Source organism: Flavobacterium branchiicola (assembly GCF_018383905.1).
GTDB classification, from domain to species: domain Bacteria; phylum Bacteroidota; class Bacteroidia; order Flavobacteriales; family Flavobacteriaceae; genus Flavobacterium; species Flavobacterium branchiicola.
Window position 1 is genome coordinate 429,344 of record NZ_JAGYWA010000001.1, and the last position, 26,765, is coordinate 456,108.

Below are 26,765 nucleotides of genomic sequence, written 5' to 3' on the forward strand. Positions count from 1 at the left end.
ATTTTAAATTAATACCTTTTATTTTACAGATCAAAATTACCTTCGCAACATGAAGCCAAAATGAAGAAAACCCTGAATAAATTAATTTTAACTTGATATTAACGCTTTGCTGTTCGAACCATATCAGTTATATAAGTTCTTTTAGAACTCAGATTGCGCGTACAGTTATTCAGATTGATTAAATGAGCTTGTATAACTTATATGGTGGAAAAAAAATCTTCTTAGTTTAATTTTTGAGAACTCAATTGTTTATTTTTACGGACTAATATTTTTAATATGTCAACTCAAAAACGCCTTTTTCTTCTAGATGCTTATGCATTAATTTTTCGTGGTTATTATGCTTTCATAAAAAACCCGCGAATTAACTCAAAAGGAATGGACACATCTGCAATTATGGGTTTTATGAACTCACTTTTGGATGTTATTAAAAGAGAAAAACCAGATCATTTGGCAGTTGCTTTCGATAAAGGCGGAAGTGTATTGCGTAACGAAATGTTTCCAGAATACAAAGCCAATCGCGACGAAACGCCTGAGGCAATAAAAATTGCTGTTCCTTATATTTGCGAATTATTAAAAGCAATGCATATCCCTATTATTGAAGTGGCAGGTTTTGAAGCCGACGATTTAATTGGAACTATTGCAAAACAAGCCGAAAAACAGAATTACAAAGTCTTTATGGTAACTCCCGATAAAGATTTTGCACAGTTAGTTTCTGAAAACATCTTTATGTACAAACCAGCCCGAATGGGTAATGGAATAGAAATTTGGGGTGTTCCCGAAGTTTTAGCAAAATTTGAAATTGAAAGACCGGAGCAAGTAATCGACTTCTTAGGAATGATGGGCGATGCTGCGGATAATATTCCTGGGCTTCCTGGAGTTGGTGAAGTAACAGCCAAAAAACTTTTGAAAGAGTTTGGCACAATGGAAAATCTTTTGGCAAATACAGATAAGCTAAAAGGTAAAATGAAAGAAAACATCGAGGCCAATAAAGAAAAAGGTTTGCTTTCTAAAACACTGGCTACTATTTTACTAGACTGTCCCGTTACTTTTGATGAGACGGATTATGAATTAACACGTCCGGATATTGAAAAAACCGATGCTATTTTTCAGGAACTGGAATTTAGAAGAATGGCGGAACAGTTTGATAATTTGTTTAAAACTGACGGAACTCAAACTACTGCGCCAGAAGTTTCTGATGCCAAATTATATAAAAAAGCACAACCTAAAAATGACGATCAGTTTGATCTTTTTGGAAGCGCTACTACAGAAGAAGGAACAGAAACTCACAGAACCTCTTTCTACAATACATTATCAGACACACCTCACTCCTACCAGACTATTCAGGGAGATTTGGGAATAAAGTTACTTTTACAAAATTTACAAAATCAACCTTCTGTTTGTTTTGATACTGAAACAACCGGTATTGATGCTTTGCATGCAGAACTTGTCGGAATGTCTTTTGCCTTTGAAAAAGGAAAAGCATTTTACGTTCCGTTTCCTGAAAGCCGTGAAGAAGCACAAGTTTTAGTTGATAAATTTGTTCCGTTTTTTGAAAATGAAAACATCGAAAAAATTGGACAAAACTTAAAATATGATTTAAAAATCCTTTCCAATTACGGTGTTACTGTAAAAGGAAAACTTTTTGACACGATGATTGCGCATTATCTGATCAATCCAGATATGCGTCATAATATGGATATTTTAGCCGAAACGTATTTAAAATATTCTCCAAAACCAATTGAAGATTTAATTGGCAAAAAAGGAAAAAATCAGCTTTCGATGCGTGATGTTCCTTTGGAAGACATTAAAGAATACGCTGCCGAAGATGCCGATATTACGTTACAATTAAAAGAAATCTTTACAACCGAATTAGACAAAACAGAAACTAAAAAGCTTTTTGATGAAATCGAAATTCCGCTAGTAAGCGTTTTGGCTGCAATGGAAACAGAAGGAATTCGTCTGGATGTTGATTTCCTAAACGCGATGTCTAAAGAAATGGATGTCGAAATCAAATCTTTAGAACAAAGCATTTATGAAACTGCCGGAGAAAAATTCAATTTAGCTTCTCCAAAACAATTGGGAGATATTTTATTTGAAAAAATGAAAATTGGTGGTGCAAAACAAAAGAAAACCAAAACAGGCCAATACGCAACCGGAGAAGAAGTTTTAACTTATTTAGCCAACGACAATCCTATTGTGAAACAAATTCTGGACTGGCGCCAAATGGTAAAATTACAGAGCACTTACATTCTTGCTTTACCGGAGCAAGTTGACAAAAAAACACTAAGAGTCCATACCGATTATATGCAAACTGTTGCCGCAACAGGTCGTTTGAGTTCTAATAATCCAAACTTGCAAAATATTCCGATTCGTACCGAAAGAGGACGTCAGATTCGTAAAGCTTTTGTAGCGCGCGATGAAAATCATACCTTAATCTCTGCCGATTACTCGCAAATAGAATTAAGAATTATTGCCGCTTTAAGCGGTGAAGAAAACATGATTAAGGCTTTTCAGGATGGAGAAGACATTCACAGATCTACAGCTGCAAAAGTTTTTGATGTTGCACTGGAAGATGTGAGCCGCGAACAAAGAAGTAATGCTAAAACAGTAAACTTCGGAATTATATATGGTGTTTCTGCTTTTGGTTTAAGTAATCAAACTTCGCTATCCCGAAGCGAAAGTGCTGCTTTAATTGAAGCCTATTACAAAACATACCCAAGATTAAGATCTTATATCAATGAACAAATTGAATTTGCACGCGAAAAAGGATATGTACAAACTATTCTCGGCCGTCGTCGTTATTTAAAAGACATAAATTCTGCAAATGCCGTAGTAAGAAGTGCTGCCGAAAGAAATGCGGTTAACGCGCCAATTCAGGGAAGTGCTGCCGATGTAATTAAAATTGCGATGATTAACATTCACAAAAAATTACAAGACGAAAACTGGAAATCTAAAATGTTACTACAAGTTCATGATGAGCTTGTGTTCGATGTTCACAACGATGAACTCGAAAAAATTCAGCCAATGATCAAACATGAAATGGAAAATGCTTTTAAAATGGCAGTTCCGTTAGAAGTTGAAATTGGTTTAGGAAAAAACTGGTTGGAAGCGCATTAAAACAATTACTTTTCATATTCTAAAGCCATTCCATTCGAATGGCTTTTTAATTTAATATTAAGCAAAAAACATACGAATTTTACCTGTGTTTACATTTAAAGATCTTTAAAATTAAAAAAGCAAAATGAAGAAATATTTCTTGTACCTCTTTACACTTTATTCAACAATTACGTTTTGTCAGGACAAAATTTATTATCTGGAGGGCACTTTAGGCAAAAGCACCATTTTTATGACACTACAGGTTTATAAATCAGAGAATGAAACTAATCTAACCGCAGTTTACTTCTACAAGAGCTCATTAAAAGATATTAAGCTTGTGGCAAAATTAAAAAACAGTAATAATTATACTTTCTATTTTAAGCCTGGTGATGTTGTTAGTGAAAAATTTTATCTGAAAAAATCAGGCAATAATTTTGATGGCTTTTGGTATGATGCTAAGGACAAACAATTAGCCGTTCATCTTGAACCTGTAAATTTTGATAATTACAAATCAAATATCAAAATTAGATTTGATGACGAACGCTTAAATCTGGTGAAATATAAATTTCTTGAATTTAAGAAACAGAAAACTACACTTTACAACAACAAAGAATTTGTCTGGTATTCTGAAAAACATTGTGATTCTGATTTCTTTAGACTTGGAGCTAATTTTCCTGAGAAAAACAAAGCCGTGATTAATCCTATTTTAGAACAAATACATATTCAAAATACATTAAACCAGCTTAATTGCTCTTCAGGTTTTGAGTATAGTAATGGACAGGGAATCGAAGGCTCGACAACGATCCATTTTTTAAACACAAATTTATTAGGTTTCGAAATATTTGCGTCTTATTACTGCGGAGGCGCTCATCCGGACTTTGGCGGAAGCGGTTATCTAATTGACTTAAATAACGGAAAACAATATGAAATTGACGACATTCTGGCTTTTGATAAAAGTGTAACCGGAGACAAAGAGAATAACTTTGACGCTTTTTCTAAATACAGAAGTGATTATTTTGCGCCTAAACTACTCGCTGTAATTAACGCTCAGGAACATTTTGAAAAACCTAAAGACGATGACGCTGATCCTTGCGATTATACAAATGAAGAATATTGGGATTTTCCTTCCTGGAGTTATACAGAAAAAGGAATAGAATTCACTCCCAGTTTTTATCGAGCAGCGAGATCCTGTGAAGACTCTTTCTTAGTTCCTTTTGAAAAATTAAAGACTTATAAAAATCCAAAATTCCCGTACTCCTTTTAAACAAAAAACCATTCGTCGCGGCGAATGGTTTTTTATATTATTTTACTTTTCTTGTCGATTCTCGTTCTTTCAAAACTGTCTTGATAACGATGGTTTCGTAATCTGAAGTTTCTTCTTCGCTTTCTTCTAATCTTTTGATTAATCGTTTTGCAGCAACTTCACCAATTTCTATTCCGTGTTGACTTACAGTTGTCAAACTTGGCGACAAACGTCTTGAAGCTAAAATTCCGTCAGCAAAACCAATTATCGAAATATCTTCTGGAACTCTGAAACCTTTTTTCAAACTAACTCTTAAAGCAGCAACTGAATCATTTTCGTCTAATGCAAAAATTCCGTCAATTTTATTATCAAAAAGTCCGTCGATTTTAGCTTTCATATCCTCTTCAGAATCGGTACGAAGGATAATTTTTTCGTTAACCGGAATATTATTATCTTCTAATGCTTTCAAATATCCATCGGCTCTTAATTTTCCAACACTTAAATTATCAACAGAAGAAATTAAGGCAATGTTTTTACATCCCAAATTAATTAGGTGTTGTGTAGAATTTAAGGCAGAATCAAAATCGTCTACTATTACTTTATCACAATCTACTTCGTCAGCAATTCTGTCAAACATTACAATTGGAGTTCCGTCATTTATAATGGCAGAAAAATGATTGTAATCCTGGAGTTTTTGAGCTTCTTCAGAAACAGAAAGAATAAATCCATCAATAGTTCCGTTACTCAACATTTCAAGTGTATGAACCTCTTTTTCCAGCGATTCATTAGAAATACAAGTAATCACATTATACCCCTTTTTATCGGCTACTTTTTCGATTCCGCTAAAAACCTTAGCAAAAAACGAGTTTAATATATTAGGTATAATTACACCAATTGTTTTAGTCTTACGATTTTTTAAATTCAGACCAATAACATTTGGTTTATAATTTTTGAGTTTGGCATACTCCTTAATCTTCACCTTCGTTTGCTCACTAATTTCCGGACTGTCATTCAATGCTTTAGACACTGTAGACACAGAAACACCAAGTTCCTTCGCAATTTGTTTTAGAGTTGCTTTAGCTTTCATCTATAAAATTTTATGTAATTAATACAAATATAGTAGAATTACCTAAAATACAATAAAAAAGACCTACTACTATTTAAAATTACAAACACTTTTTAAAATAAAACCAAGAAACATCAATTTTCTAAAACCAATTCTCTTAAAATCTCGTTAATAACTTAATACACGTTATTAACCTAATAAAAGACCTTGATTATGAAAAACGAAGTTAAAATTCATGAAGTTGATCCTTCATTGAATAACAGAAGGAGCTTTCTTAAGCTCAGTGGCTTAACACTAGTTGGCGCAGGTTTGGTTCTGGCTGGTTGCAGCGACAATGATAATGAAGATAATATGCAGGACAATTCCCTGCCCGGAATAAAAAACGGAGTGTTTGATTTAGGCTCCGGAGATTTTGGTGTACTTACCTATGCTTACGCACTAGAACAACTTGAAGCCGATTTTTACACAAAAGTTGTAAACTCTACTAATTTTAATGCTACTTTCAGCGATATTGAACGTCAGGTTCTGACCGATTTATATCATCACGAAGTAGTTCATCGTGATTTTTTTAAAGCCGCTTTAACAGGAGCTCTTCCTGACCCAAGCTCACAATTGCTTCCCTCCTTAGCATTCAATTACGGCTCATTAAATTTTAGCAGCCGAAATGAAGTTCTTGCCACTGCAAAAGCTCTTGAAGATACTGGTGTTGCCGCATACAATGGCGCTGGCAGATTAATTAAAAGTCCGGACTATTTATTATTGGCCGGAAAAATAGTTTCTGTTGAAGCCCGTCACGCTTCTGCAATAAGAAGCTTAATAAATCCGAATTCTAAAGATTTTGCCGGTGACGATGTTGTAAATACATCAACTGGATTAGATGTTGCAAAAGATCCTTCCAAAATTCTGCCAATTGCAGGAGGATTTATTACTACAAAATTCACAGCTCAATATTTACCTTAATCTTAACTAGCTAAAACTTAGAAATTATGAATATCTTAAAATTTATAGAAACCTTTACTGATGATAGTTTAATGAGAAGTACAGGTTCCAGAAGAGACAGTTTTAATCAGTTTGGAAATATTGGTAAAAATTTGGCGTTAGCGTCAATTCCTTTCGGATTATCTGCAATGGCAAATAAAGCACTGGCAAAAGATATTACTCCAACGCCGGCTACTCCAATTGGGGCTTTGCAATTTGCATTAACATTAGAATACCTTGAAAACGAGTTTTATGCAATGGCATTAGATTCAGGAGTGATTCCTGCACTGGAAAATGGTGGACGCGATTTAAAAGTTTTCCAACAAATAGCCGATCATGAGGCAGATCACGTAAAATTTTTAATTGCTGGTTTAGGTGGTACAATGAGTGCCAATTTTGTTCCGAAACCGACTTTCGACTTTACTGTTGGAGGAGCATTCGATCCTTTTGGTGATTATCCAACTTTTTTAGCATTGGCGCAAGCGTTTGAAGATACAGGCGTAAGAGCTTACAAAGGACAGGCTGCCAATTTAATTTCGACACCTGATTTATTAACAGCCGCGTTACAAATACATTCTGTTGAAGCGAGACATGCATCTGAAGTTCGAAGATTACGAGGTTTAAAAGGATGGATCTCTAATGCGGAAAGAGGAACCGGAATGCCGTCAGCAACACAAGCCGTATATGATGGCGAAGGCGTTACTATGCAAGCTGGGTATAATACTGCCGCATTGTTTGGAGCTGCCGCTGGATCAGAAGCTTACGACGAACCTTTATCTACACAACAAGTTGTTGACATTGCAAATTTGTTTATAGTTTAACAAAAAAGTCAAAAAATTGAGCCACCTTCGCGTTATTGTGAAGGTGGTTTTTTTTTATTGATTTAAATACAAAACTGACAGCCTGATTTTCAGCAGATAAAATATTCTTTTCAGGTATTTGGATTTAAAATAATTAATTGTACTTTTGCATCCCCTTTATTGGGGATGGAATGTTTAATTAAAATAATATTATGGACGCATTAAGCTACAAAACAGTTTCAGCTAGCAAAGCCACTGTAACTAAAGAGTGGATTGTTGTTGACGCTGAAGGTCATAACTTAGGACGTCTTGCTTCAAAGGTTGCAATGATCTTAAGAGGTAAGTACAAACCAAGTTACACACCGCACGTTGACTGTGGAGATAACGTAATTGTTATCAACTCAGAAAAAATTAACCTTACAGGTACAAAAATGAATGACAAAATTTACATGCGTCATACAGGTTACCCAGGAGGACAAAGAACTTTAACTGCTAAAGTATTGCAAGCTAAAAACCCTGCATTATTAGTGGAAAAAGCTGTAAAAGGAATGTTACCTAAAAATAAATTAGGAGCTGAACTTTTTAGAAATCTAAATGTTGTTGTAGGTGCTGAGCATACTCACGGAGCTCAAAAACCTAGAACTGTTAACCTAAACGATCTTAAGTAATGGGAGTTATTCACAAAATCGGTAGAAGAAAAACCGCTGTTGCACGTGTTTATGTTTCTGAAGGAACAGGTAAAATCACTGTAAACAAAAAAGAATTCGCAACTTACTTTCCAACTGCAACTTTACAATACAAAGTTTTACAACCAATGTCTATGACAGAAAATGTAAACAACTTTGATGTAAAAGTAAACGTTTACGGAGGTGGTTCAACTGGTCAGGCAGAAGCTGTAAGAATGGCATTAGCACGTGCAATGTGTGAAGTGAACATCGAAAACAGAGGAATCCTTAAACCAGAAGGTTTATTAACAAGAGATCCAAGAATGGTTGAACGTAAGAAATTCGGTCAGAAGAAAGCTCGTAAGAGATTCCAATTCTCTAAACGTTAATATTACCTGTCTTGTGCATAACGGTACAAGACACTATCAATTATTTATTGAAATTAAAAAACACAGTTATTGTTGCTCTCCTATCGAGGTAGGAAATAGTTTAGCATCTAAATGTATAAAGCCTGGGAAACCGCCATTTATACATTGCTAATCAACAGAACGTAAACTAGTACAAAAATGGCAAACAAAATAGAAGTAAAAGAATTACTAGAAGCAGGTGTTCACTTCGGACACATGACTAGAAAATGGGATCCAAATATGGCTCCTTACATTTATATGGAGCGTAATGGTATTCACATTATCAATCTATATAAAACTGCAGCTAAAATTGAAGAGGCTAATGAAGCTTTGAAAAAAATCGCTGCATCAGGTAGAAAAATTTTATTCGTAGCTACCAAAAAACAAGCTAAAGACATCGTTGCTGATAAAGCAAAAGCTGCAAACATGCCTTACATCACTGAAAGATGGCCAGGTGGAATGTTAACTAACTTCGTAACTATCAGAAAGGCAGTTAAAAAAATGTCTTCTATTGATAAAATGAAGAAAGATGGTACATTCATGACTCTTTCTAAAAAAGAGCGTTTACAAGTTGATCGTCTTCGTGCTAAATTAGAGAAAAACTTAGGTTCAATTGCTGATATGTCTAGACTACCTGCAGCATTGTTCGTAGTAGATATCAAAGCTGAACACATCGCAATAAAAGAAGCTCAAAAATTAAACATTCCAGTTTTTGCAATGGTTGATACGAATTCTGACCCAAGAGAGGTTGATTACGTAATTCCAGCAAATGATGATGCTTCTAAATCAATTGACAAAATTTTATCTTTAGTAACTACTGCTGTAATCGAAGGTCTTTCTGACAGAGGTTCTGAAAAAGAAGTTGAAGTAGCTGAAGAAGCTGCTCCTGCTGCAGAAGCTGAGGCTGCTCCTGCAACTGAAGAATAAATCAAATTTTAAATTCCAAATTTTAAATTCCAAACTCCAAATACAAAATTAAAAACGTTATGTTGATAATTTAATAAAATTGGAGTTTGGGATTTAGAAGATGGAATTTTTACTTTTAACATTAAAATTCAAAATATTATGGCAACAATTACTGCTGCAGACGTAAATAAATTAAGACAATCTACAGGTGCCGGAATGATGGACTGTAAAAAAGCTTTAGTTGAAGCTGATGGAGATTTCGATAAAGCAATCCAAGTTCTTAGAGAAAAAGGACAAAAAGTTGCTGCTAACCGTTCTGACCGTGACTCTTCTGAAGGAGCTGCTGTTTCTTTCATCAATGCAGACAACACTAAAGGAGCTATCATCACTTTAAACTGTGAGACAGATTTCGTAGGTAAAAATGAAGCTTTCGTAACTTTAGCTAAAGATTTAGTTGAAAAAGCGATCAACTTCTCTACTAAAGAAGAATTTTTAGCTTCTGATTTCAACGGAATTACTGTTGCTGAGAAATTAATCGAGCAAACTGGTGTTATCGGTGAGAAAATCGAAATCGGTGGTTTTGAAATTTTAGAAGGTGCTTTCGTTGGATCTTACGTTCACGTTAACAAAATTGCTGCTTTAACTGCAATTTCTGCTCCAGTTGCTAACGCTGATGTTTTAACTAAAGACATTTCTATGCAAGTTGCTTCTATGGGAGCTGACACATTATCTTACAAAGATTTTGATCCTGCTTTCGTTGAATCTGAACTTGCTGCTCGTATTGCTGTAATCGAAAAAGATAATGAAGAAGCAAAACGTTTAGGAAAAACTTTAAAAAATGTTCCTAAATACATTTCTTTCTCTCAATTAACTGAAGAAGTTATCAAACAAGCTGAAGAAGATGCTAAAGCTGAATTAAAAGCTGAAGGTAAACCAGAACAAATTTGGGATAAAATTATTCCTGGAAAAGTTCAACGTTTCATCTCTGACAACACTACTTTAGATCAGGAAAAAGCTTTGTTAGATCAAAACTTTATCAAAGATGATAGTAAAAAAGTTAGCGATTACGTTAAAGGATTCAACGTTGAAATCACAGGTTTCAAAAGAGTTACTTTAGGTTAATATATTATTATTTCAATATAAAAAGCCCGAATATTTATTTATTCGGGCTTTTTTATTTAGTTATGTTTTACAACGGGAAAATTTCTCGCACGCATTAATGCATCAGATTCGGGAGCGTGTCCTCTGAAATTTTCATACATTTTTTCATTATCAATTTTATTACCCATACTTAAAACGGTATCATAAAGACGCTTGGAAACCGCTTTATCAAAAGGCCCATTTCCTTCCAGAAAAGCTTCATACGCATCTGCATTTATAACATCTGCCCATAAATAACTATAATATCCCGCAGCATAACCATCGCTTGAAAATATATGAGCAAATTGCGGAATTCTATGACGCATCACAATTTCAGACGGCATATTAATTTCATTTAATATCTGCTTTTCAAACTCATGAGGATTCACAATTTCGGTTGTTAAATGTAATCTCATATCAACAAAAGAACTAGAAATCGTTTCTACTGTTGCAAAACCTTCATTAAAATTTGCCGCATTCCCAATTCTATCAACCAAAGATTGCGATAAAGGCTCATTTGTTTTATAATGTAGCGCAAACTTGTTTAATACTTCTGGAGTTGCAAGCCAGTGTTCTAATAATTGCGATGGAAATTCAACATAATCACGGGCAACAGAAGTACCGGACAAACTCGGGTAAGTAACATTTGAACATAAACCATGAAGTGCGTGTCCGAATTCATGAAATAAAGTCGTCGCATCATCCCAGGAAATTAAAACTGATTCTCCAGGATTCCCTTTTATAAAATTACAGTTATTAGACACGATTGGAAGCACATTTCCCGTTATTTTCTGCTGATCTCTATGTGAGTTCATCCATGCTCCCGAACGCTTTCCTACACGCGCAAAAGGATCAAAATACCAAAGACCAATTGCTTCACCAGTATTTTTATTATTTACTTCCCAGACACGAACATCTGGATGATAAACCGGAACATCAAATAGCTGCTTAAATCCTAAATCAAACAATTCGCCGGCAGTCCAAAACATTCCTTCACGCAAATTCTCTAATTGCAGATATTGCTTTATTTCATTTTGATCTAAATCGTATTTTGCTTTTCGGACTTTTTCGGCATAAAAACGGTAATCCCAAGGCTGAATTTTAAATCCTCCGTTTTCCTCATCTACGATTTCCTGCATTGCCAAAACATCATTTTTCACTTTTTCGATTGCAGGATTCCACACAGATTCCATTAAATCTAACGTTTTCTGCGAATCTTTTGCCATTTTATTAGACAAGCTCCACTCTGCAAAATTATTAAAACCTAGAATTTTGGCCTTTTGAGCTCTTAATTGTAAAATCGCAACCAGAGTCTCATTTGTATTATTTTCATTGTTATTATCTCCGCGTTTTATAAAAATATCAAACGCTTTTTCTCTTAAACTTCTGTTATTTGAAAAAGTCAAAAAGGGTTCGATTGAAGATCTTGTATTCCCAATACAACCCAAAATAGCCAAATTTCTTTCTTTCGCTTCAGCAATTGCAGCATTTTTAAATTCTTCCGGAAGTCCGTCAAAATCCTCTTCAGATTTTAATTCTAAAAACTGATCATTTTCTTCTGCCAACAATTTTTGGCTAAATGAAGTAAAAAGTCCTGCAAGTTCCTGATTAATTTTTGCGACTTCTTTTTTGTCAGTATCATTTAATTCAGCACCTTCACGAACAAAATTTGTATAATAAAGCCAAATTAATCTTTGCTGTTCACTGTTTAGTTTTTTACTTTCTTCCGATTTATAAATTGTTTCTATCCTTGTAAACAATTCTTTATTTTGATACATCTTATCCTCTATCTCTGCCAGTTTAGGAGACATTTCTGTATCAACTGCGCTAAATTCAGGAGTACTTAAATTAGACCTGTAAATTCCATAAACCGCCTGAATCCTTTCAATTGCTGAACCTGAAAGTTCTAAGGCTACAATTGTATTCTCAAATGTAGGTTGCTCTGAATTATTCGCAATAGCGTCAATTTCATTTAACTTTTCCTGTATAGCAAATTCAATCGCCGGTTTGAAATCAGCAATATTATAAGCGCCAAAATTCGGAACTCCGCCATACGGACCTTCCCATTCTTTAAGCAAAGGATTAGCAGAATTATTTTTTATAGTGGGTGTAAAAGAGGTATTATCCATTTCAATCTGGCTTTAATTGTTCTGGCTCCTATTTTTTTGGAGCTTCTTATAATTTCAAAATTACCTAAAAAATAGGAATTAAAATTAAAATCGATTGTTACAAAAAAGAATAAGAATACCTCAATTGATGGCTGTAAAAAATTTCACTCTTTTTTTTTTAAGAAAAACCTTTATAATAAAATAAAGAAATCTTAAATTCACGAACAATACCAGAGTAATCAATTTTACATTTCTAAAGCAACACTATTAAATCTTTTTCCATTGAAAAAATTACTATACATTTCATTGTTAATAAGTTCAGTTATTCATTCGCAAAACAAAAGTTTGTTTTGGGAAATATCAGGTAATGGTTTAACTAAAAACTCTTATTTGTACGGAACAATGCATGTTAATGAGAAAGTTTCTTTTCATTTATCTGATTCCTTTTTCAAGAATCTTCTTGGATCTGATATTGTTGCCAATGAAAGTAATCCTGAAACCTGGGGAGAACTAAATGATCTAATGAAAAGTAACGATTACGATTTGTACTCTAAATTCTATAGAGAGTTTTATCTATTTCCTGCAAGTAAGGAGACCATCAAAGATATTTTTACTAATGACAACAGTAAATACTTTAAAAACATGTTGTCGGGAGCAGAAGGTGATCAGGCCGATTTTCAGGAGAATACGGTTTTAGATATGTTTATTTTTCAAACTGGAAAAAAGTATAAAAAAAGAATTGCAGGACTTGAAAACGCAAAACAATCTATGATTTCAATTCTTGAGGTTATTGATGATGAAGCTAAACCGAAAGATGAGAATAAAATTGCTTTAATGAAGATTTTAAAGAACCGAAATCCGACTGAAGTTCTTAAAGAATATTACAGAGAAAAGGATATTGTAATGCTGGACTCTATTTATAAATTACTTTTTTCAAAAAAAGCGCATGATGCACTGATTGTAAACCGAAACAAAGTAATGACCAAAAGTATCGATTCTATTGCCAAAACAGGAAGTTTGTTTTCTGCTGTTGGAGCAGCTCATTTGGGCGGAAATGAGGGTATAATTGAACTTTTAAGACAAAAAGGATACAACGTAAAACCCATAATTGATAACTTTACTGAAACGGGAAAAAATCAAAAAAAGACAATCGAGGCTTATTTTCCAAATCCTAATTTTACTGTTACTTCTACAAATGATAAAATGCTGCAATTGCCGTTGTACAAAACGACAATCGAAGATAATGCAAGCTTAGGATCTCCAGACTTTACAAATGGTGGTGCTATAACAATTAAGCGAATTCCGTTAAACTATTTCCTTAAGAATAGTAATAATCAATATCAGGCAAAATCATTAGACAGTCTCTTTTTTGAAAAAATTGCGGGAGATATTCTTGAGAAAAATTATTTTGAACAACCAAACTATTCGGGATATGATATAAAAAATGTCACTAAAACCGGAAATAGTCAGCATTCAAAATTTTTCATCACTCCATTAGAAATCATTTCTATTTCGATGACCGGACCTGCAAATTATGTTCGTCAATATGAAAATGAAGTCTTTAACAATATTAAAGTAAAGCCTTTTAAAAATGAATGGGAAAAAATAAAACCTCTAAAAGGTGGATTTGAAGTAGAAATTCCGTCTTTTAATTTTGTTTTTGGAAATGGTACCGAAAAAGAAACCGATATCGATATTCAGGCTTACGACAATCAGGAAAAGAGCTATTATTTTTTAAGAGAAAAAACACTGAATGATACCGAAACCTTAGAGGATTCAGGATATGAGCAAAAACAAATTCATTATCAGTTCTATTTACAGCAAGATCAGAGTTCAACTACATTAGACTATAATGAAGCTGAAAACTCAGTTGTTTCGTCTTCAAAAATTGGAGACCGCAGCATGAAGCTAAAATCAATTATTGCTGGAAATAAATATTATTTACTAGGAACCGTTAACTCTTCTGAGGTAAATACAAATCGATTTTTTAAATCGTTTACTGTCATGCCTTTTAACTACAGATCGAAAACAAAAGTTTACAAGGATTCAATCGCAAATTATAAAATTGAAATTCCGCAGAAAGAGAATGAAAATTTATTTTTAAACCTAAAAACAAAACAATATCAATCTAAAAATATTTTTGGAGCATCGACCAAATTTCAGGTTTTTAGTTCTGAAGCTGATCGAAAATTCAACTTGAGATATTACAAGTACCCCAAATATCAGGAAAATCAGTCTATTGATACGGTTCAGAAAATGCTTAAAAAGCAATTTTTAAATCAATACGAAACAGATGCCGAAGAAAACTACTTTGAAGATGAAGACGAGAATTATGAAAGCTCCACTTCCCTATTAAATCCGGAATTGTTTGTAAAAAAAGGTTTTTCGGGATCTCAATGGAATAAAATTCTTCAAAACAAAAAAGACAATTATGAATTTTTAAATAACACTACCACATTTAATAAAGAAAACGATAGTTATACCATTGAAGCATTAGTTTCTAAACCTAATGCAACACAGGCTATTAAATACAAAGCGCTTTATAAAGACAATACCTATTATTTACTAAACACACTAGTTGACAGGAATTACAAAAATGATGATCCTGCAATCGAAAAAACTTTTGGCTCATTGGATTTTATTGAAAATATAAAAAATAAAACCAATGAAAATAAAATCAGTCTTTTTATAGAAGATGCAAAAAGCCCGAAAGATACTATTCGTTATTCTGCCCTAAACTCTATAAAGAACCTTGGTATTTCGAAAAGTGATTTCGAAGTCGTGACAAATTTCATTAATACTTTCAATTTTAAAGAAAGTGAAACTGATGCTATAACATCTCTTTTAGAAAAACTGGGAAAAATAGATGATGAAAGAGTTATTCCATTTCTTGAAAATTATTACAAAAAGGAATCAACAAAAACTGATGTACAAATTAGTATTCTAAAAAGTATCTCCCACCAAAAAACGAAAACTGCTTACAAAAAAATCAATGAGTTATTGGAATTTGATCTTCCTATTCCGGATAATCAATATGAAATTAGCAGCCTTTTTTATGCCTTTATAAATGATGCGGAAAATAGCAAAGAATTATTTCCTCAGATTTTTCAATATTATAGCATCAAAGAATACCATAATCCTATCATTAATTTTTGTAATTCTCTGTTTGAGAAAAAACTAATCTCGGTAAAAAAACTAAAAGCATTCAAACCAATAATTCTTACCAATACAAAGTTAGAATACAAAAGAGTAGCCAGCTGGAATCAAAAAAATAAAGTTAACGACAAAGCCGAAGAAAATGAAGACGAAATAATTGCTTTTACCGACACTGCAGCATCATTAGACGACTTAATCAATTATACTACTTTAATCTATAATTACATTGACGACAGCGCGGTAAAAGAGATTCTGAAAAAAATAAAAAATCTGGACATTCCAGAATTAAATATAGAATTGGCGAGATTGGGCATTACTCATAATGATTTGTCATCTGCTGAAATTGCCGGTTTTTTAAATGATCCTAAAACACAATTTGCGACTATCAATTTACTTTCAAACCAAAATAAAAAAGATTTAATACACTTTACAGATGATGAGATTGCAAAAGCTGCGGTAATCAATTTTCAAAATCTTTCTAAAAAAGACTCGATTTCTTTACTTGAAAAGAAAATTGTCGAGAAAAACGAAAAAGAAGTCTCACTCTATTTCTATAAAATAAAAAGAAAAAATAAAGAGATTGATACAGGTAAAAGCCAATTGTATACTATTGGTTTTATCAATGAAAATGGAAAGATAAATCCGCTTGCCTATAAGGCAATTAATTTGAAGCAAATTAATGACAAAGAGGAAGATTTAGATAAGAAATACAAGCTTGTTGTTGCTGAGTTTTTGAATACAGAGCACCTGAGAGCGAGTTTTGAAAAAGAAAAAGAGAATAATGAATCAATTCTTGATGAATATTAAAGTTATAATTACGTTAAAATAATTAACTTTGAATACACAGATTTTGTAATATGTTTAAAACCAGAAAAGAAATTGTTTTTGTAATTCTAGCAGGAATTTTTATAACTAATGCCGTTGTCGCCGAATTAATTGGCGGAAAGCTTATTCAGATTGGACCATTTGTAATGAGTATTGGAATTTTGCCCTGGCCTGTAGTTTTCTTAACAACAGATTTAATTAATGAGTATTTTGGCGAAAAAGGAGTAAAAAAACTCTCTTTTATCACGGCATGTTTGATTGCTTACGCATTTTTAATACTGTTTATGGCCATTATAATTCCGGCAGCAAAAGGAATAAGTCCTGTAAACGACGATCAGTTTAAAGCGGTTTTTGGGCAAAGTATGTGGATTATAGTAGGTAGTTTAATTGCCTTTATGATTTCGCAATTAATAGATGTTAGTGTATTCTGGTTTTTTAAAAACCGGACTGGTGATAAAAAAATATGGCTTAGAACTACGGGATCAACGGTTATTTCGCAGTTATTTGATTCTTTTATTGTTCTGGGAATTGCCTTTTGGCTTCCAGGAAAAATTAATTTTGAAACCTTTCTTTCATCTGCTATAGTTGGTTATACATTTAAATTATCAATAGCTATTTTATTGACACCTTTAATTTATGCCGGCCATCATTTGATTAAAAAGTATTTAGACGAAGATCTTTCTAACAAAGAGTAAAAAAACATTTGGATCATGAAAAAATTTAATACGATTATTTTATTCTCCATAACCTGTTTCCTATTTAGCTGTGGCAACGAAGAAAAAAAGCAGCCTAAAAAAATCATTGCGCCCGTTAGTGTTTTAAAACCGGCATCGACAAAAATAAATCGAACAGTTTCGGCAAAAAATATCACTGCGCCAAAAGAAATTGAATCACAAAAAGTAGTGGATAAAGAGACTGCTTTTGCTGTGAAAAACAATATCGATATTATATCACATCTTCCTAATACAACAACCAAAAAAGAACCTGCACCCATAGATATTAAAAAGAAAGTAAACGAAGAGTTATTGAATTTTGTGAACGTTCGAAAAATATTAGACAAGTGTAAAATGGGACAAACTTTAACCCAAAAACAATTAACTCAAAACTTTGAAATTCCGGAAGAAGCTGTTAAACTTGTTAAAAGTGTTACCAAAACGGCAGAAAATGAAATTGCAGTAAAATGGCAATCGACCTGGCTGGTTGAAAAAGTATCAGACGCCGAACTGGAAGACGGCAAAATGAAAGTAGTTTTCAGAGCCAATAAAATGTATACCTCCGGAAATGCGATTGGCATAAAATACAACAGAAAAATATACAACGATCTTGTAATCGTTGGTCGTTCGGCCTATATTCCTAGTGTAAAAGGATATAGCTGGCAAATTGGAAAATAATGGAAAACACAAATACTATCAGATGCGGCTGGTGCAGCTCCAGTGATTTATATAAAAAATATCATGACGAAGAATGGGGAACTCCCGTTTATGATGATCCAACTATTTTTGAGTTTTTAATTCTTGAAACTTTTCAGGCTGGTTTAAGCTGGATTACCATTTTAAATAAAAGAGAAAACTTTAAGACCGCTTTTGACAACTTCGATTATAAAAAAATTGCCAATTATTCGGAAGATAAAATTGAAGAATTACTTCAGGACACTGGAATTATTAGAAATAAACTTAAAGTAAAATCTGCCGTTTCAAACGCTCAGGCTTTTATGAAAATACAGAACGAATTTGGAACTTTCTCAGAATATATCTGGAAATTCGTTGACGGAAAACCAATTGACAACAATCCGAAAACGTTAAAAGATGTTCCAGCCACAACTCCAATTTCTGACACCATCAGCAAAGATTTAAAGAAACGAGGATTTAAATTTGTCGGTTCAACTGTTATTTACGCGCACATGCAAGCCACTGGAATGGTCAATGATCACGTGGAAGATTGCTGGACTCGAAAAAAATAGTTTTGTTTCAGATTTCAGGTTGCAACTGAAGCTCAAAAAACATCTCGCATACAAACTTGAAACCTGAAACTTGAAACTTTTTTAAACTTTCAAACAAAAATTATCTATATTTGCTTCACACTTTAGGGGTGTCTACAAAATTGTAGGCTGAGATTTTACCCTCTGAACCTGATCTAGTTCATACTAGCGTAGGGAAAAGTAAGATGACTTCTGCGCGCATTTTTATGCGCTCTTGTAGCCATTCCTAAAGTATATCTATATACTAAATTCAAAAAGGAATGGAACTAAAAATCAATCAACAAACCAAACAATTCAATGCTGAATCGCTAAGCGTTCAATCATTGCTCGACCTCGAAATTCCGCACAAACAAAACGGAATCGCCGTTGCTATCAACAATACCGTTGTTCCAAAAATACAATGGAAAGAATATCTCGTACAAGAAACTGACGATATTTTAATTATTTCTGCTACACAGGGAGGTTAGAATTTAAATCCCAAAAAATAAACCCCAAATTCCAATTTGCCAATCGCACGTAGACGCACTGCAGTGCGTCTCTACAACTTGAAACCTGAAACTTGAAACAAAAATATCATGACTACAGAAGAACAAATATCCAGAACCCCATTTCCAAATTCTAAAAAAGTATATATCGACGGAGAAATTCATCCCATAAAAGTGGCCATGCGCGAAATTAATTTGAGCGATACTAAACTTTCAAATGGCGGAATTGAAAAAAATCCTCCCGTAACCGTTTACGATACTTCGGGGGCTTATACTGATCCAAATATTACAATTGATATTCGAAAAGGATTGCCACGCTTACGCGAAAGCTGGATTCTAGACCGAAATGATGTTGAAGTTTTAGACGAAATCACTTCAGATTACGGTCAAAGCCGATTGAAAGATGAGAGTCTAAATCATCTTCGTTTTGAATATTTACATCAGCCAAAACGTGCTAAAAAAGGCGCAAACGTGACACAATTGTATTATGCTAAACAAGGCATAATCACTCCTGAAATGGAATATATTGCCATTCGTGAAAACCAACGTATTGAACTTCTGAACCAACAAACGGAAGCAATGCAATGCCAGCACCGTGGTCACAGTTTTGGAGCTAATACACCCAAAAGTAAAATCACTCCCGAATTTGTACGCTCTGAAGTTGCCTGCGGAAGAGCCATCATTCCAAACAACATTAACCATCCTGAAAGTGAACCAATGATTGTGGGGCGTAATTTTCTTGTAAAAATTAATGCTAATATTGGGAATAGTGCTGTAACTTCCAGTATTGAGGAAGAAGTTGAAAAAGCAGTCTGGGCTTGCCGCTGGGGTGCCGACACAATCATGGACTTATCAACAGGAAAAAACATTCACGAAACGAGAGAATGGATTATTAGAAATTCTCCCGTTCCAATTGGTACTGTTCCGATCTATCAGGCATTAGAAAAAGTAAAAGGAATTGCAGAAGATTTAACTTGGGAAATTTTCAGGGATACTTTAATTGAACAGGCAGAACAAGGTGTTTCGTACTTCACGATTCATGCAGGGGTTTTGCTTCGCTACATACATTTAACGGCAAATCGCGTGACTGGAATTGTTTCGCGAGGCGGGTCGATTATGGCAAAATGGTGCTTATTTCATCATAAAGAAAATTTCCTTTACACCCATTTTGAAGAAATCTGCGAAATCATGAAACAATATGACGTTGCTTTTTCTCTTGGAGATGGTTTGCGTCCGGGTTCCATTGCAGATGCCAATGATGCTGCCCAATTTGCAGAATTGGAAACTTTGGGCGAATTGACAAAAATTGCCTGGAAACATGATGTTCAAGTTTTTATTGAAGGTCCAGGACACGTTCCGATGCACATGATTAAAGAAAACATGGACAAACAATTAGAACATTGTCACGAAGCTCCGTTTTACACGTTAGGTCCGTTAACCACCGATATTGCACCGGGTTATGACCATATTACTTCTGCAATTGGAGCTGCAATGATTGGTTGGTACGGTTGTGCAATGTTGTGTTATGTAACCCCAAAAGAACATCTTGGTTTACCAAATAAAAAAGATGTAAAAGACGGTGTTATAACGTATAAAATTTCTGCTCATGCTGCCGACTTGGCAAAAGGTCATCCGGGAGCACAATATCGTGATAATGCTTTGAGTAAAGCCCGTTTCGAATTCCGTTGGGAAGATCAGTTTAATTTGGCTTTAGATCCAGATACGGCAAGAGAATTCCACGACGAAACGCTTCCGGCTGATGGCGCAAAAGTCGCCCATTTTTGTTCGATGTGCGGACCAAAATTCTGCTCGATGAAAATATCTCAGGAAATCAGAGACGTTGCTGCCGCAGAAAAAGGAATGCAGGAGAAATCGGAAGAGTTTATTGAGCAAGGAAAAGAGATTTACATCTAGAAAATAGAGGAAAGAACAAAGAGAAAAGACATGATAGTGATTACTAATCCTTTTTTTGTTGAAGATGAAATAGATATTCTTCATTCTTTATTGAAAGAAGGATTGTCTTTGCTTCATATTCGGAAACCAGATTTTTCAGAATTGGAAATGGCGCAGTTTATTCATCAGATAAAATTAGAATACAGAGCTAATTTGGTTATGCATAATCATCACGATTTAGCAGAAGATTTTGGTATTAACCGATTACATTTTTCTGAAAAAGAAAGAAAAAGTCTAAATGATTTTCCTGCAAGGTTTTCAAAACCTCGTAGCTTTAAATCAACGTCAACACATTCTATCGAAAGTTTTAATTCGCTAGAGAATTTTGAATATGCCTTTCTAAGTCCCCTTTTTAAAAGTATTTCTAAAGAAAATTATTTTCCTGAAAGAGACCTTTTTGAAGAATTAAAGTCCCGAACAAATCATAAAACAAAAATGGTCGCTTTGGGCGGAATTGATTCAGAAAACATTCGACAAGTTTTAGAAAAAGGTTTTGACGATGTCGCACTTATAGGAAGTATTTGGAAGAATGAAAATCCATTAAAACAATTTAAATTATGTCAAAAAAACGCCCTTTCGCACTCACAATCGCAGGTTTAGATCCTTCGGGAGGTGCAGGAATTTTGGCTGATATCAAAACATTTGAGCAGCATCAGGTATATGGTTTTGCTATTACAACGGCCGATACCATCCAAACCGAAAATAAATTTTATGAAATTCAGTGGACGAATTTAAGTTTTGTAATTCGTTCGATTGAAACATTGTTTCTAAGTTATAAAATAGATGCTGTTAAAATCGGAATTGTTCCTTCTGTACATTACTTAAACCGAATTCTTTCGACTATAAAATTACTCTCACCTTCAACACAAATTGTCTGGGATCCGGTTTTGAAATCAACTACCGAATTTAATTTTATGAATCTTGAAGATCTTTCAGATTTAAATAAAGTTTTATCTAAAGTTGATCTATTAACTCCTAATTACAAGGAAATTGCTTTTTTATTTCCTGATTTCTTTTCTGAAAAATCAGGACCTGAAAATGAAATTCCAACAAATATTTTATTAAAAGGCGGACATAATCAAACCGCACTTGGAACTGATCGTTTATTTCTAAAAAATGAAGTTTATGATCTTTTGCCAACAAACAAAGAATGCTCAGAAAAACATGGTTCCGGCTGCGTCCTTTCTGCTGCAATAGCCGCAAATCTTGCATTAAATCAAACTTTACCCGAAGCTTGTAAAAATGCCAAAACCTACATAGAAAAATATCTAAGTTCAACTTCAACATTAATAGGATATCATTATGTACAATAAACTGCAATATATTTCACAGGGAAATACAATTGAAGAACAATTATATAACATTCAGCAGGCGCTTGATGCCGGATGCGATTGGGTGCAGATGCGGTTTAAGGATCAATCAGCTAAAAATACTTTCGCATTAGCGGAAGCTGTAAAATTTTTATGTGAAGAATATTTAGCCAATTTTATTGTAAACGACGACTTATATCTCGCTCAGCAAATCGCAGCAGACGGGGTTCATCTTGGGCTTTCGGACATGAAAATCGATGAAGCCCGCGCCATTTTAGGCAATACCAAAATAATTGGAGGAACGGCCAACACCTTTGAAGATATTGAAAATCATGTAAAAAATGGATGTGATTATATTGGTCTTGGGCCTTTTCGATTTACCAGTACAAAAGAAAAATTAAGTCCAATTTTAGGTTTACACGGATATTTTGAGATTCTGCAGAAACTAAAAAAGAACAAAATCAAAATACCGGTTTTTGCTATTGGAGGAATCACATTAAAAGATATAAATCCGTTAATGGAAACCGGAATTTACGGAATTGCCGTTTCTGGAATCATCACCGAAAGCGATGAAAAAGAAAAATTAATTCAACAACTTAACGAAAAATTATATGCAAACGTCATTGTTTAATATCGGAGATAAAACCTTAACCTCTCGCCTATTTTTAGGAACAGGTAAATTTGGATCAAATGAAGAAATGGAACAGGCCATTTTGGCTTCAGAAAGCGAGTTGGTAACTGTAGCCTTAAAACGTATCGATTTAGAAACCGATACGGATGCTATTCTTTCCCATTTAAAACATCCAAATATCAATTTATTGCCAAACACATCTGGAGCTAGAAACGCAAAAGAAGCTGTTTTTGCTGCACAATTGGCGCGTGAAGCACTTGAAACAAATTGGGTAAAACTAGAAATTCACCCTGACCCAAAATACTTGATGCCAGATCCTATTGAAACCTTAAAAGCTACTGAAGAATTGGCTAAACTTGGTTTTATTGTACTTCCCTATATTCATGCCGATCCTGTTTTATGCAAACATTTAGAGAACGCCGGAACTTCTGCCGTTATGCCTTTAGGATCGCCTATTGGGAGTAATAAAGGCTTAAAAACCATAGATTTTCTCGAAATTATAATTGACCAAAGTAATATTCCCGTAATTGTAGATGCAGGAATTGGTGCTCCCTCAGATGCTGCAAAAGCAATGGAAATTGGTGCCGATGCCGTTTTGGTCAATACCGCCATTGCCGTTGCCGGAAATCCGAAGTTAATGGCCGAGGCTTTTAAAAATGCTGTAATTGCAGGAAGAAAAGCCTTTGAAGCTAAAATTGCCCAACAGCGGAATTATGCTTCAGCTTCTAGTCCTTTGACTTCTTTTCTTTATGAATAAAATTGGTTTTCTCTCGCAGATTTGGCAGATTTGGCAGATGATTTTTATGTTGAAGCTGCTGAATATGATTTTACTCTGATTTTTTTTTAATTATCAAAAAGAAAGAATTTTCTTTAATTTTGAGCTAAAAAAAATTATGTCAGAAAATGAAATTTCATATAAAGTTAGAGGAGCAATTTTTAAAGTATTCAACTCTCTTGGACCTGGGCTATTGGAATCTGTGTATGAAAGTGCTCTGTGTTATCAATTGAAAAAAGATGGATTACAAGTAGTTAAACAAATTGATTTACCAGTTAAATATGATGATATTTATTTAGACATAACATTTAGGCTAGATATTTTAGTGGAAGATAAAGTAATTATAGAATTAAAATCAGTAGAAGAGATAAAGCCAATTCACTTTAAACAATTGAATACCTATTTAAAATTAACTAATAAAAAACTTGGAATCTTGGTCAATTTTAACTGTTCTAATATCCTAGAAAATATTCATCGCGTTGCTAATAAAATTTAATCTGCGTAATCTGCAAAATCTGCGAGAGGCAAAATAAAAATATGAAAACATTTAAATCTATTTTCGAGCAATATAATTGGGATGAAATTCAATCCAGAATATACCAAACCACATCAAAAGATGTTCAACGAACTTTGGCAAAAAGCAAATATAATCTTGACGACTTTTTGATATTAATCTCTCCTGTTGCACAAAATTATTTAGAGCAAATGGCTCAAAAATGCCATCAAATTACCAAAAAGCGTTTCGGAAAAACCATCCAGATGTATGCACCTCTTTATTTAAGTAACGAATGCCAAAACATTTGCACCTATTGTGGATTTAGTTTAGACAATAAAATCAAAAGAAAAACACTTACTGATACTGAAATAAAACTCGAAGTCGAAGCTTTGAAAGATGCTGGTTTTGACCATGTTTTATTAGTAACCGGAGAAGCAAATTACACCGTTAATATCAATTATTTCCTAAATGCAATTTCTTTAATTAAAGATAATTTTTCGATTATTTCTGTGGAAGTGCAACCGCTTTCTACAGAAGAATATGAACGTTTGCATGAAGCCGGAGTTTACTCAGTTTTGGTTTATCAGGAAACCTATCATCAGGAAGTCTACAAAAAATACCATACCAAGGGCAAAAAATCAAATTTCGATTTTAGACTGGAAACCCCAGACAGAGTTGGAACCGCCGGAATTCATAAAATTGGTTTAGGCGTTTTATTAGGACTGGAAGACTGGAGAACAGATAGTTTTTTTAATGCTTTGCATCTGGATTATCTTCAGAAAAAATACTGGCAGACCAAATATTCTGTTTCTTTCCCTCGCCTTCGCCCTGCCGAAGGAATTATCGAACCGAATTTTATTATGGATGACAAAGATTTGACACAATTGATTTGTGCCTATAGGTTATGGAATGAAGACCTCGAAATTTCAATTTCAACGCGTGAAAATGAAAAATTCAGAGACAATATAATTCCGATTGGTGTTACAAGTATGAGTGCCGGTTCAAAGACAAATCCGGGTGGTTATGTTGTTGATCCGCAATCTTTAGAGCAATTCGAAATTAGTGATGAACGCTCTGCTGAAGAAATTGCCAAAATCATTAAAAAAGCAGGCTATGAACCGATTTGGAAAGACTGGGACACCGCATTTAGTCATAAAGTTGAAAAGTCGGAAGTTGAAAAGTCTCTCACTTTGGATAAATAGATTTTTTGACTTTCGACTTTAAAAACTTTAAGACTTAAAAAAATGAGCATTATACAAGAATTCCTCCGTTACAACAGACAAACCATTCTTCCTGAAATTGGCGATGAAGGACAGGAAAAATTAAAAAAAGCGCGCGTTTTAGTAATTGGCGCCGGTGGTTTAGGTTGTCCCGTTTTACAATATATTGCAACTGCCGGAGTTGGTTTTATCGGAATTATGGACTTTGACACCATTGAAATCCATAATCTCCACAGACAAATTTTGTATACAGAAAATGAAATTGGCCAACAAAAAGCCATTCTAGCACAAAAGGTAGTTTCAAAATTAAATCCGTTGATTGAAGCTGTGGCGATTAATGAAAAACTAACCTCAGAAAATGCATTTCAAATCATTGAAAAATATGATATTATTGTAGATGGTTCTGATAATTTTTCGACCCGTTATTTGGTAAACGATACTTGTGTCGCCTTAAAAAAGACTTTGGTTTACGGAAGTATTTTAAGATTTGAAGGACAAATTGCCATTTTTAATCATAACGGAAGTAAAAACCTTAGAGACTTATTTCCGGAAATGCCAGATCCAAAAGATGTTCCCAATTGTAATTTAAATGGTGTTTTAGGAACCCTACCGGGAATTATCGGAAATATCATGGCGCATGAAACGTTAAAATTAATTCTCGAATTGCCTTCTTTAAAAAACGAATTAATAATTTTTAATACGCTAAACTGGAACTTTACAAAGTTGAATTTCTAAAAAACAATCTCATCACCAACAGTAATAAATCCCGAATTCAAACTCACAATATTGGTTCCGAATAAAACAGAATTATTGACATTTCGGTATTTACTCAATGTTTTTAAGGGCTCTTTTTTAATAACACCTTTCTCAGGGTCATTATTAACCATAATACATCTTCCGCAGGGTTTGATGTTTTTAAACTGAACCGCTCCAATTTTAAAAGTAGTAAAATCATCTTCTTCATGAGGATTTTGACTGCTTACGACAATATTTGGGCGGAATCTTTTTATTGTAATTTTATCGTCTAATTTCTCATTCAAAAAATCAAGACTTTTGCTTCCAATCAAAAGATAGGGATAACCATCGGCTAAACTTACATTGAAGGTTTCTTTTACTCTTGAACTTTCATGCTTGCGATCGCCCGATTTTAATATTTTTACCAGTTTACAATCAATACCTAAACGTTCGCTAAACCATTTAGAAGTTTGTTTGTTTACCTCAACGACTTCGCTTTTATCCTCCCAGACTTTTGTATCTATAGAATCGCTTAAATATTCATTTATTAGAAATTCATGCGTTTCATTTCCAAAAGTAATTCTAATTTTATCATCTGAAATCTGAGGATAAAACTGACTCATAACGGGATATTCACGCTGTGTGACATGAACATTGTCAGCGCCAATCAACATCCATCTTCGGTCGTTTTCGAAACCCATTTCCTCAGCAAGAGCAGAATTTAAGCTAATACCGGCTAAACTTTTTATGGGATAAATATAAATTTCTTTTACGCTATAAACGGCACTCATT

General features: G+C 33.8%; 24 protein-coding genes and 1 riboswitch. Of the genes, 21 read left to right on the top strand and 3 right to left on the bottom strand.

Annotated elements, in window-relative coordinates:
• Positions 1-276: 276 nt before the first annotated feature.
• Together polA and KHA98_RS01890 are read left to right on the top strand one after the other, a co-directional pair.
• Positions 277-3,117, top strand: a complete 2,841-nt coding sequence (polA, locus tag KHA98_RS01885) for a DNA polymerase I (RefSeq protein WP_213254749.1) — start codon at positions 277-279, stop codon at positions 3,115-3,117.
• Between the two features lie 124 nt (positions 3,118-3,241).
• Positions 3,242-4,360, top strand: coding sequence for a hypothetical protein (locus tag KHA98_RS01890; RefSeq protein ID WP_213254751.1), 1,119 nt, complete (start codon positions 3,242-3,244; stop codon positions 4,358-4,360).
• A gap of 37 nt (positions 4,361-4,397) precedes the next feature.
• Here KHA98_RS01890 and KHA98_RS01895 read toward each other — a convergent pair whose 3' ends face one another.
• A complete protein-coding gene (locus KHA98_RS01895) occupies positions 4,398-5,426 on the bottom strand; it encodes a LacI family DNA-binding transcriptional regulator (RefSeq protein WP_213254753.1) in 1,029 nt (342 codons plus the stop codon).
• 192 nt (positions 5,427-5,618) lie between these two features.
• On the opposite strand from KHA98_RS01895, the gene KHA98_RS01900 reads away from it, so the two are divergent.
• The 6 genes from KHA98_RS01900 (at position 5,619) to tsf (ending at position 10,283) form a co-directional block, all read left to right on the top strand.
• Complete coding sequence (locus KHA98_RS01900; RefSeq protein ID WP_213254754.1) at positions 5,619-6,365, top strand: ferritin-like domain-containing protein; 747 nt, start codon at positions 5,619-5,621, stop codon at positions 6,363-6,365.
• Between the two features lie 26 nt (positions 6,366-6,391).
• A complete protein-coding gene (locus tag KHA98_RS01905; protein ID WP_213254756.1) occupies positions 6,392-7,204 on the top strand; it encodes a ferritin-like domain-containing protein in 813 nt (270 codons plus the stop codon).
• 191 nt (positions 7,205-7,395) lie between these two features.
• A complete protein-coding gene (rplM, locus tag KHA98_RS01910) occupies positions 7,396-7,851 on the top strand; it encodes a 50S ribosomal protein L13 (protein ID WP_213254758.1) in 456 nt (151 codons plus the stop codon).
• Positions 7,851-8,237: a 30S ribosomal protein S9 gene (gene rpsI, locus KHA98_RS01915; RefSeq protein WP_213254759.1), complete on the top strand. Its 387-nt coding sequence runs from the start codon at positions 7,851-7,853 to the stop codon at positions 8,235-8,237. The genes rplM and rpsI overlap by 1 nt, the downstream gene beginning before the upstream one ends.
• A gap of 177 nt (positions 8,238-8,414) precedes the next feature.
• Positions 8,415-9,182 carry a 30S ribosomal protein S2 gene (gene rpsB / locus KHA98_RS01920; protein WP_017497948.1) on the top strand — a complete coding sequence of 256 codons (768 nt, stop codon included), beginning with the start codon at positions 8,415-8,417 and terminating at the stop codon, positions 9,180-9,182.
• 138 nt (positions 9,183-9,320) lie between these two features.
• A complete protein-coding gene (gene tsf / locus KHA98_RS01925; protein ID WP_213254761.1) occupies positions 9,321-10,283 on the top strand; it encodes a translation elongation factor Ts in 963 nt (320 codons plus the stop codon).
• Between the two features lie 56 nt (positions 10,284-10,339).
• Here the strand turns inward: tsf and KHA98_RS01930 are convergent, their stop codons facing one another.
• A complete protein-coding gene (locus tag KHA98_RS01930; RefSeq protein ID WP_213254764.1) occupies positions 10,340-12,430 on the bottom strand; it encodes a M3 family metallopeptidase in 2,091 nt (696 codons plus the stop codon).
• A 261-nt stretch (positions 12,431-12,691) separates the two neighbouring features.
• On the opposite strand from KHA98_RS01930, the gene KHA98_RS01935 reads away from it, so the two are divergent.
• The 13 genes from KHA98_RS01935 (at position 12,692) to KHA98_RS01995 (ending at position 25,973) form a co-directional block, all read left to right on the top strand.
• On the top strand, positions 12,692-16,372 hold the full coding sequence (locus KHA98_RS01935) for a TraB/GumN family protein (RefSeq protein WP_213254766.1): 3,681 nt from the start codon (positions 12,692-12,694) through the stop codon (positions 16,370-16,372).
• A 50-nt stretch (positions 16,373-16,422) separates the two neighbouring features.
• On the top strand, positions 16,423-17,085 hold the full coding sequence (locus KHA98_RS01940; RefSeq protein WP_213254768.1) for a queuosine precursor transporter: 663 nt from the start codon (positions 16,423-16,425) through the stop codon (positions 17,083-17,085).
• 15 nt (positions 17,086-17,100) lie between these two features.
• Positions 17,101-17,781: a hypothetical protein gene (locus KHA98_RS01945; protein WP_213254770.1), complete on the top strand. Its 681-nt coding sequence runs from the start codon at positions 17,101-17,103 to the stop codon at positions 17,779-17,781.
• A complete protein-coding gene (locus tag KHA98_RS01950; protein ID WP_213254772.1) occupies positions 17,781-18,350 on the top strand; it encodes a DNA-3-methyladenine glycosylase I in 570 nt (189 codons plus the stop codon). The genes KHA98_RS01945 and KHA98_RS01950 overlap by 1 nt, the downstream gene beginning before the upstream one ends.
• A 114-nt stretch (positions 18,351-18,464) precedes the next feature.
• A riboswitch (TPP riboswitch) is annotated at positions 18,465-18,562 on the top strand.
• A 66-nt stretch (positions 18,563-18,628) separates the two neighbouring features.
• Positions 18,629-18,835, top strand: coding sequence for a sulfur carrier protein ThiS (gene thiS, locus KHA98_RS01955; RefSeq protein ID WP_213254773.1), 207 nt, complete (start codon positions 18,629-18,631; stop codon positions 18,833-18,835).
• Between the two features lie 108 nt (positions 18,836-18,943).
• Positions 18,944-20,767, top strand: a complete 1,824-nt coding sequence (gene thiC / locus KHA98_RS01960) for a phosphomethylpyrimidine synthase ThiC (RefSeq protein ID WP_213254775.1) — start codon at positions 18,944-18,946, stop codon at positions 20,765-20,767.
• A gap of 30 nt (positions 20,768-20,797) precedes the next feature.
• Positions 20,798-21,406, top strand: coding sequence for a thiamine phosphate synthase (locus tag KHA98_RS01965; RefSeq protein WP_213254777.1), 609 nt, complete (start codon positions 20,798-20,800; stop codon positions 21,404-21,406).
• Positions 21,364-22,119, top strand: coding sequence for a hydroxymethylpyrimidine/phosphomethylpyrimidine kinase (locus KHA98_RS01970; RefSeq protein WP_213254779.1), 756 nt, complete (start codon positions 21,364-21,366; stop codon positions 22,117-22,119). The genes KHA98_RS01965 and KHA98_RS01970 overlap by 43 nt, the downstream gene beginning before the upstream one ends.
• Positions 22,109-22,747, top strand: a complete 639-nt coding sequence (locus tag KHA98_RS01975) for a thiamine phosphate synthase (RefSeq protein WP_213254781.1) — start codon at positions 22,109-22,111, stop codon at positions 22,745-22,747. Before KHA98_RS01970 ends, KHA98_RS01975 begins: the two co-directional genes overlap by 11 nt.
• Entirely contained in the window at positions 22,728-23,504 is a 777-nt protein-coding gene (locus KHA98_RS01980; RefSeq protein WP_317192557.1) for a thiazole synthase, read from the top strand. The genes KHA98_RS01975 and KHA98_RS01980 overlap by 20 nt, the downstream gene beginning before the upstream one ends.
• A gap of 136 nt (positions 23,505-23,640) precedes the next feature.
• Positions 23,641-24,018, top strand: a complete 378-nt coding sequence (locus KHA98_RS01985; protein ID WP_213254783.1) for a GxxExxY protein — start codon at positions 23,641-23,643, stop codon at positions 24,016-24,018.
• 41 nt (positions 24,019-24,059) lie between these two features.
• Positions 24,060-25,220, top strand: coding sequence for a 2-iminoacetate synthase ThiH (gene thiH / locus KHA98_RS01990; protein ID WP_213254785.1), 1,161 nt, complete (start codon positions 24,060-24,062; stop codon positions 25,218-25,220).
• A 42-nt stretch (positions 25,221-25,262) separates the two neighbouring features.
• On the top strand, positions 25,263-25,973 hold the full coding sequence (locus KHA98_RS01995; RefSeq protein ID WP_213254786.1) for a HesA/MoeB/ThiF family protein: 711 nt from the start codon (positions 25,263-25,265) through the stop codon (positions 25,971-25,973).
• On the opposite strand, the gene KHA98_RS02000 is transcribed toward KHA98_RS01995, so the two are convergent.
• Positions 25,970-26,764 (bottom strand): MOSC domain-containing protein, encoded by a 795-nt coding sequence (locus KHA98_RS02000; RefSeq protein ID WP_213254787.1) that lies wholly within the window; start codon positions 26,762-26,764, stop codon positions 25,970-25,972. The genes KHA98_RS01995 and KHA98_RS02000 overlap by 4 nt on opposite strands.
• Position 26,765: the final 1 nt, after the last annotated feature.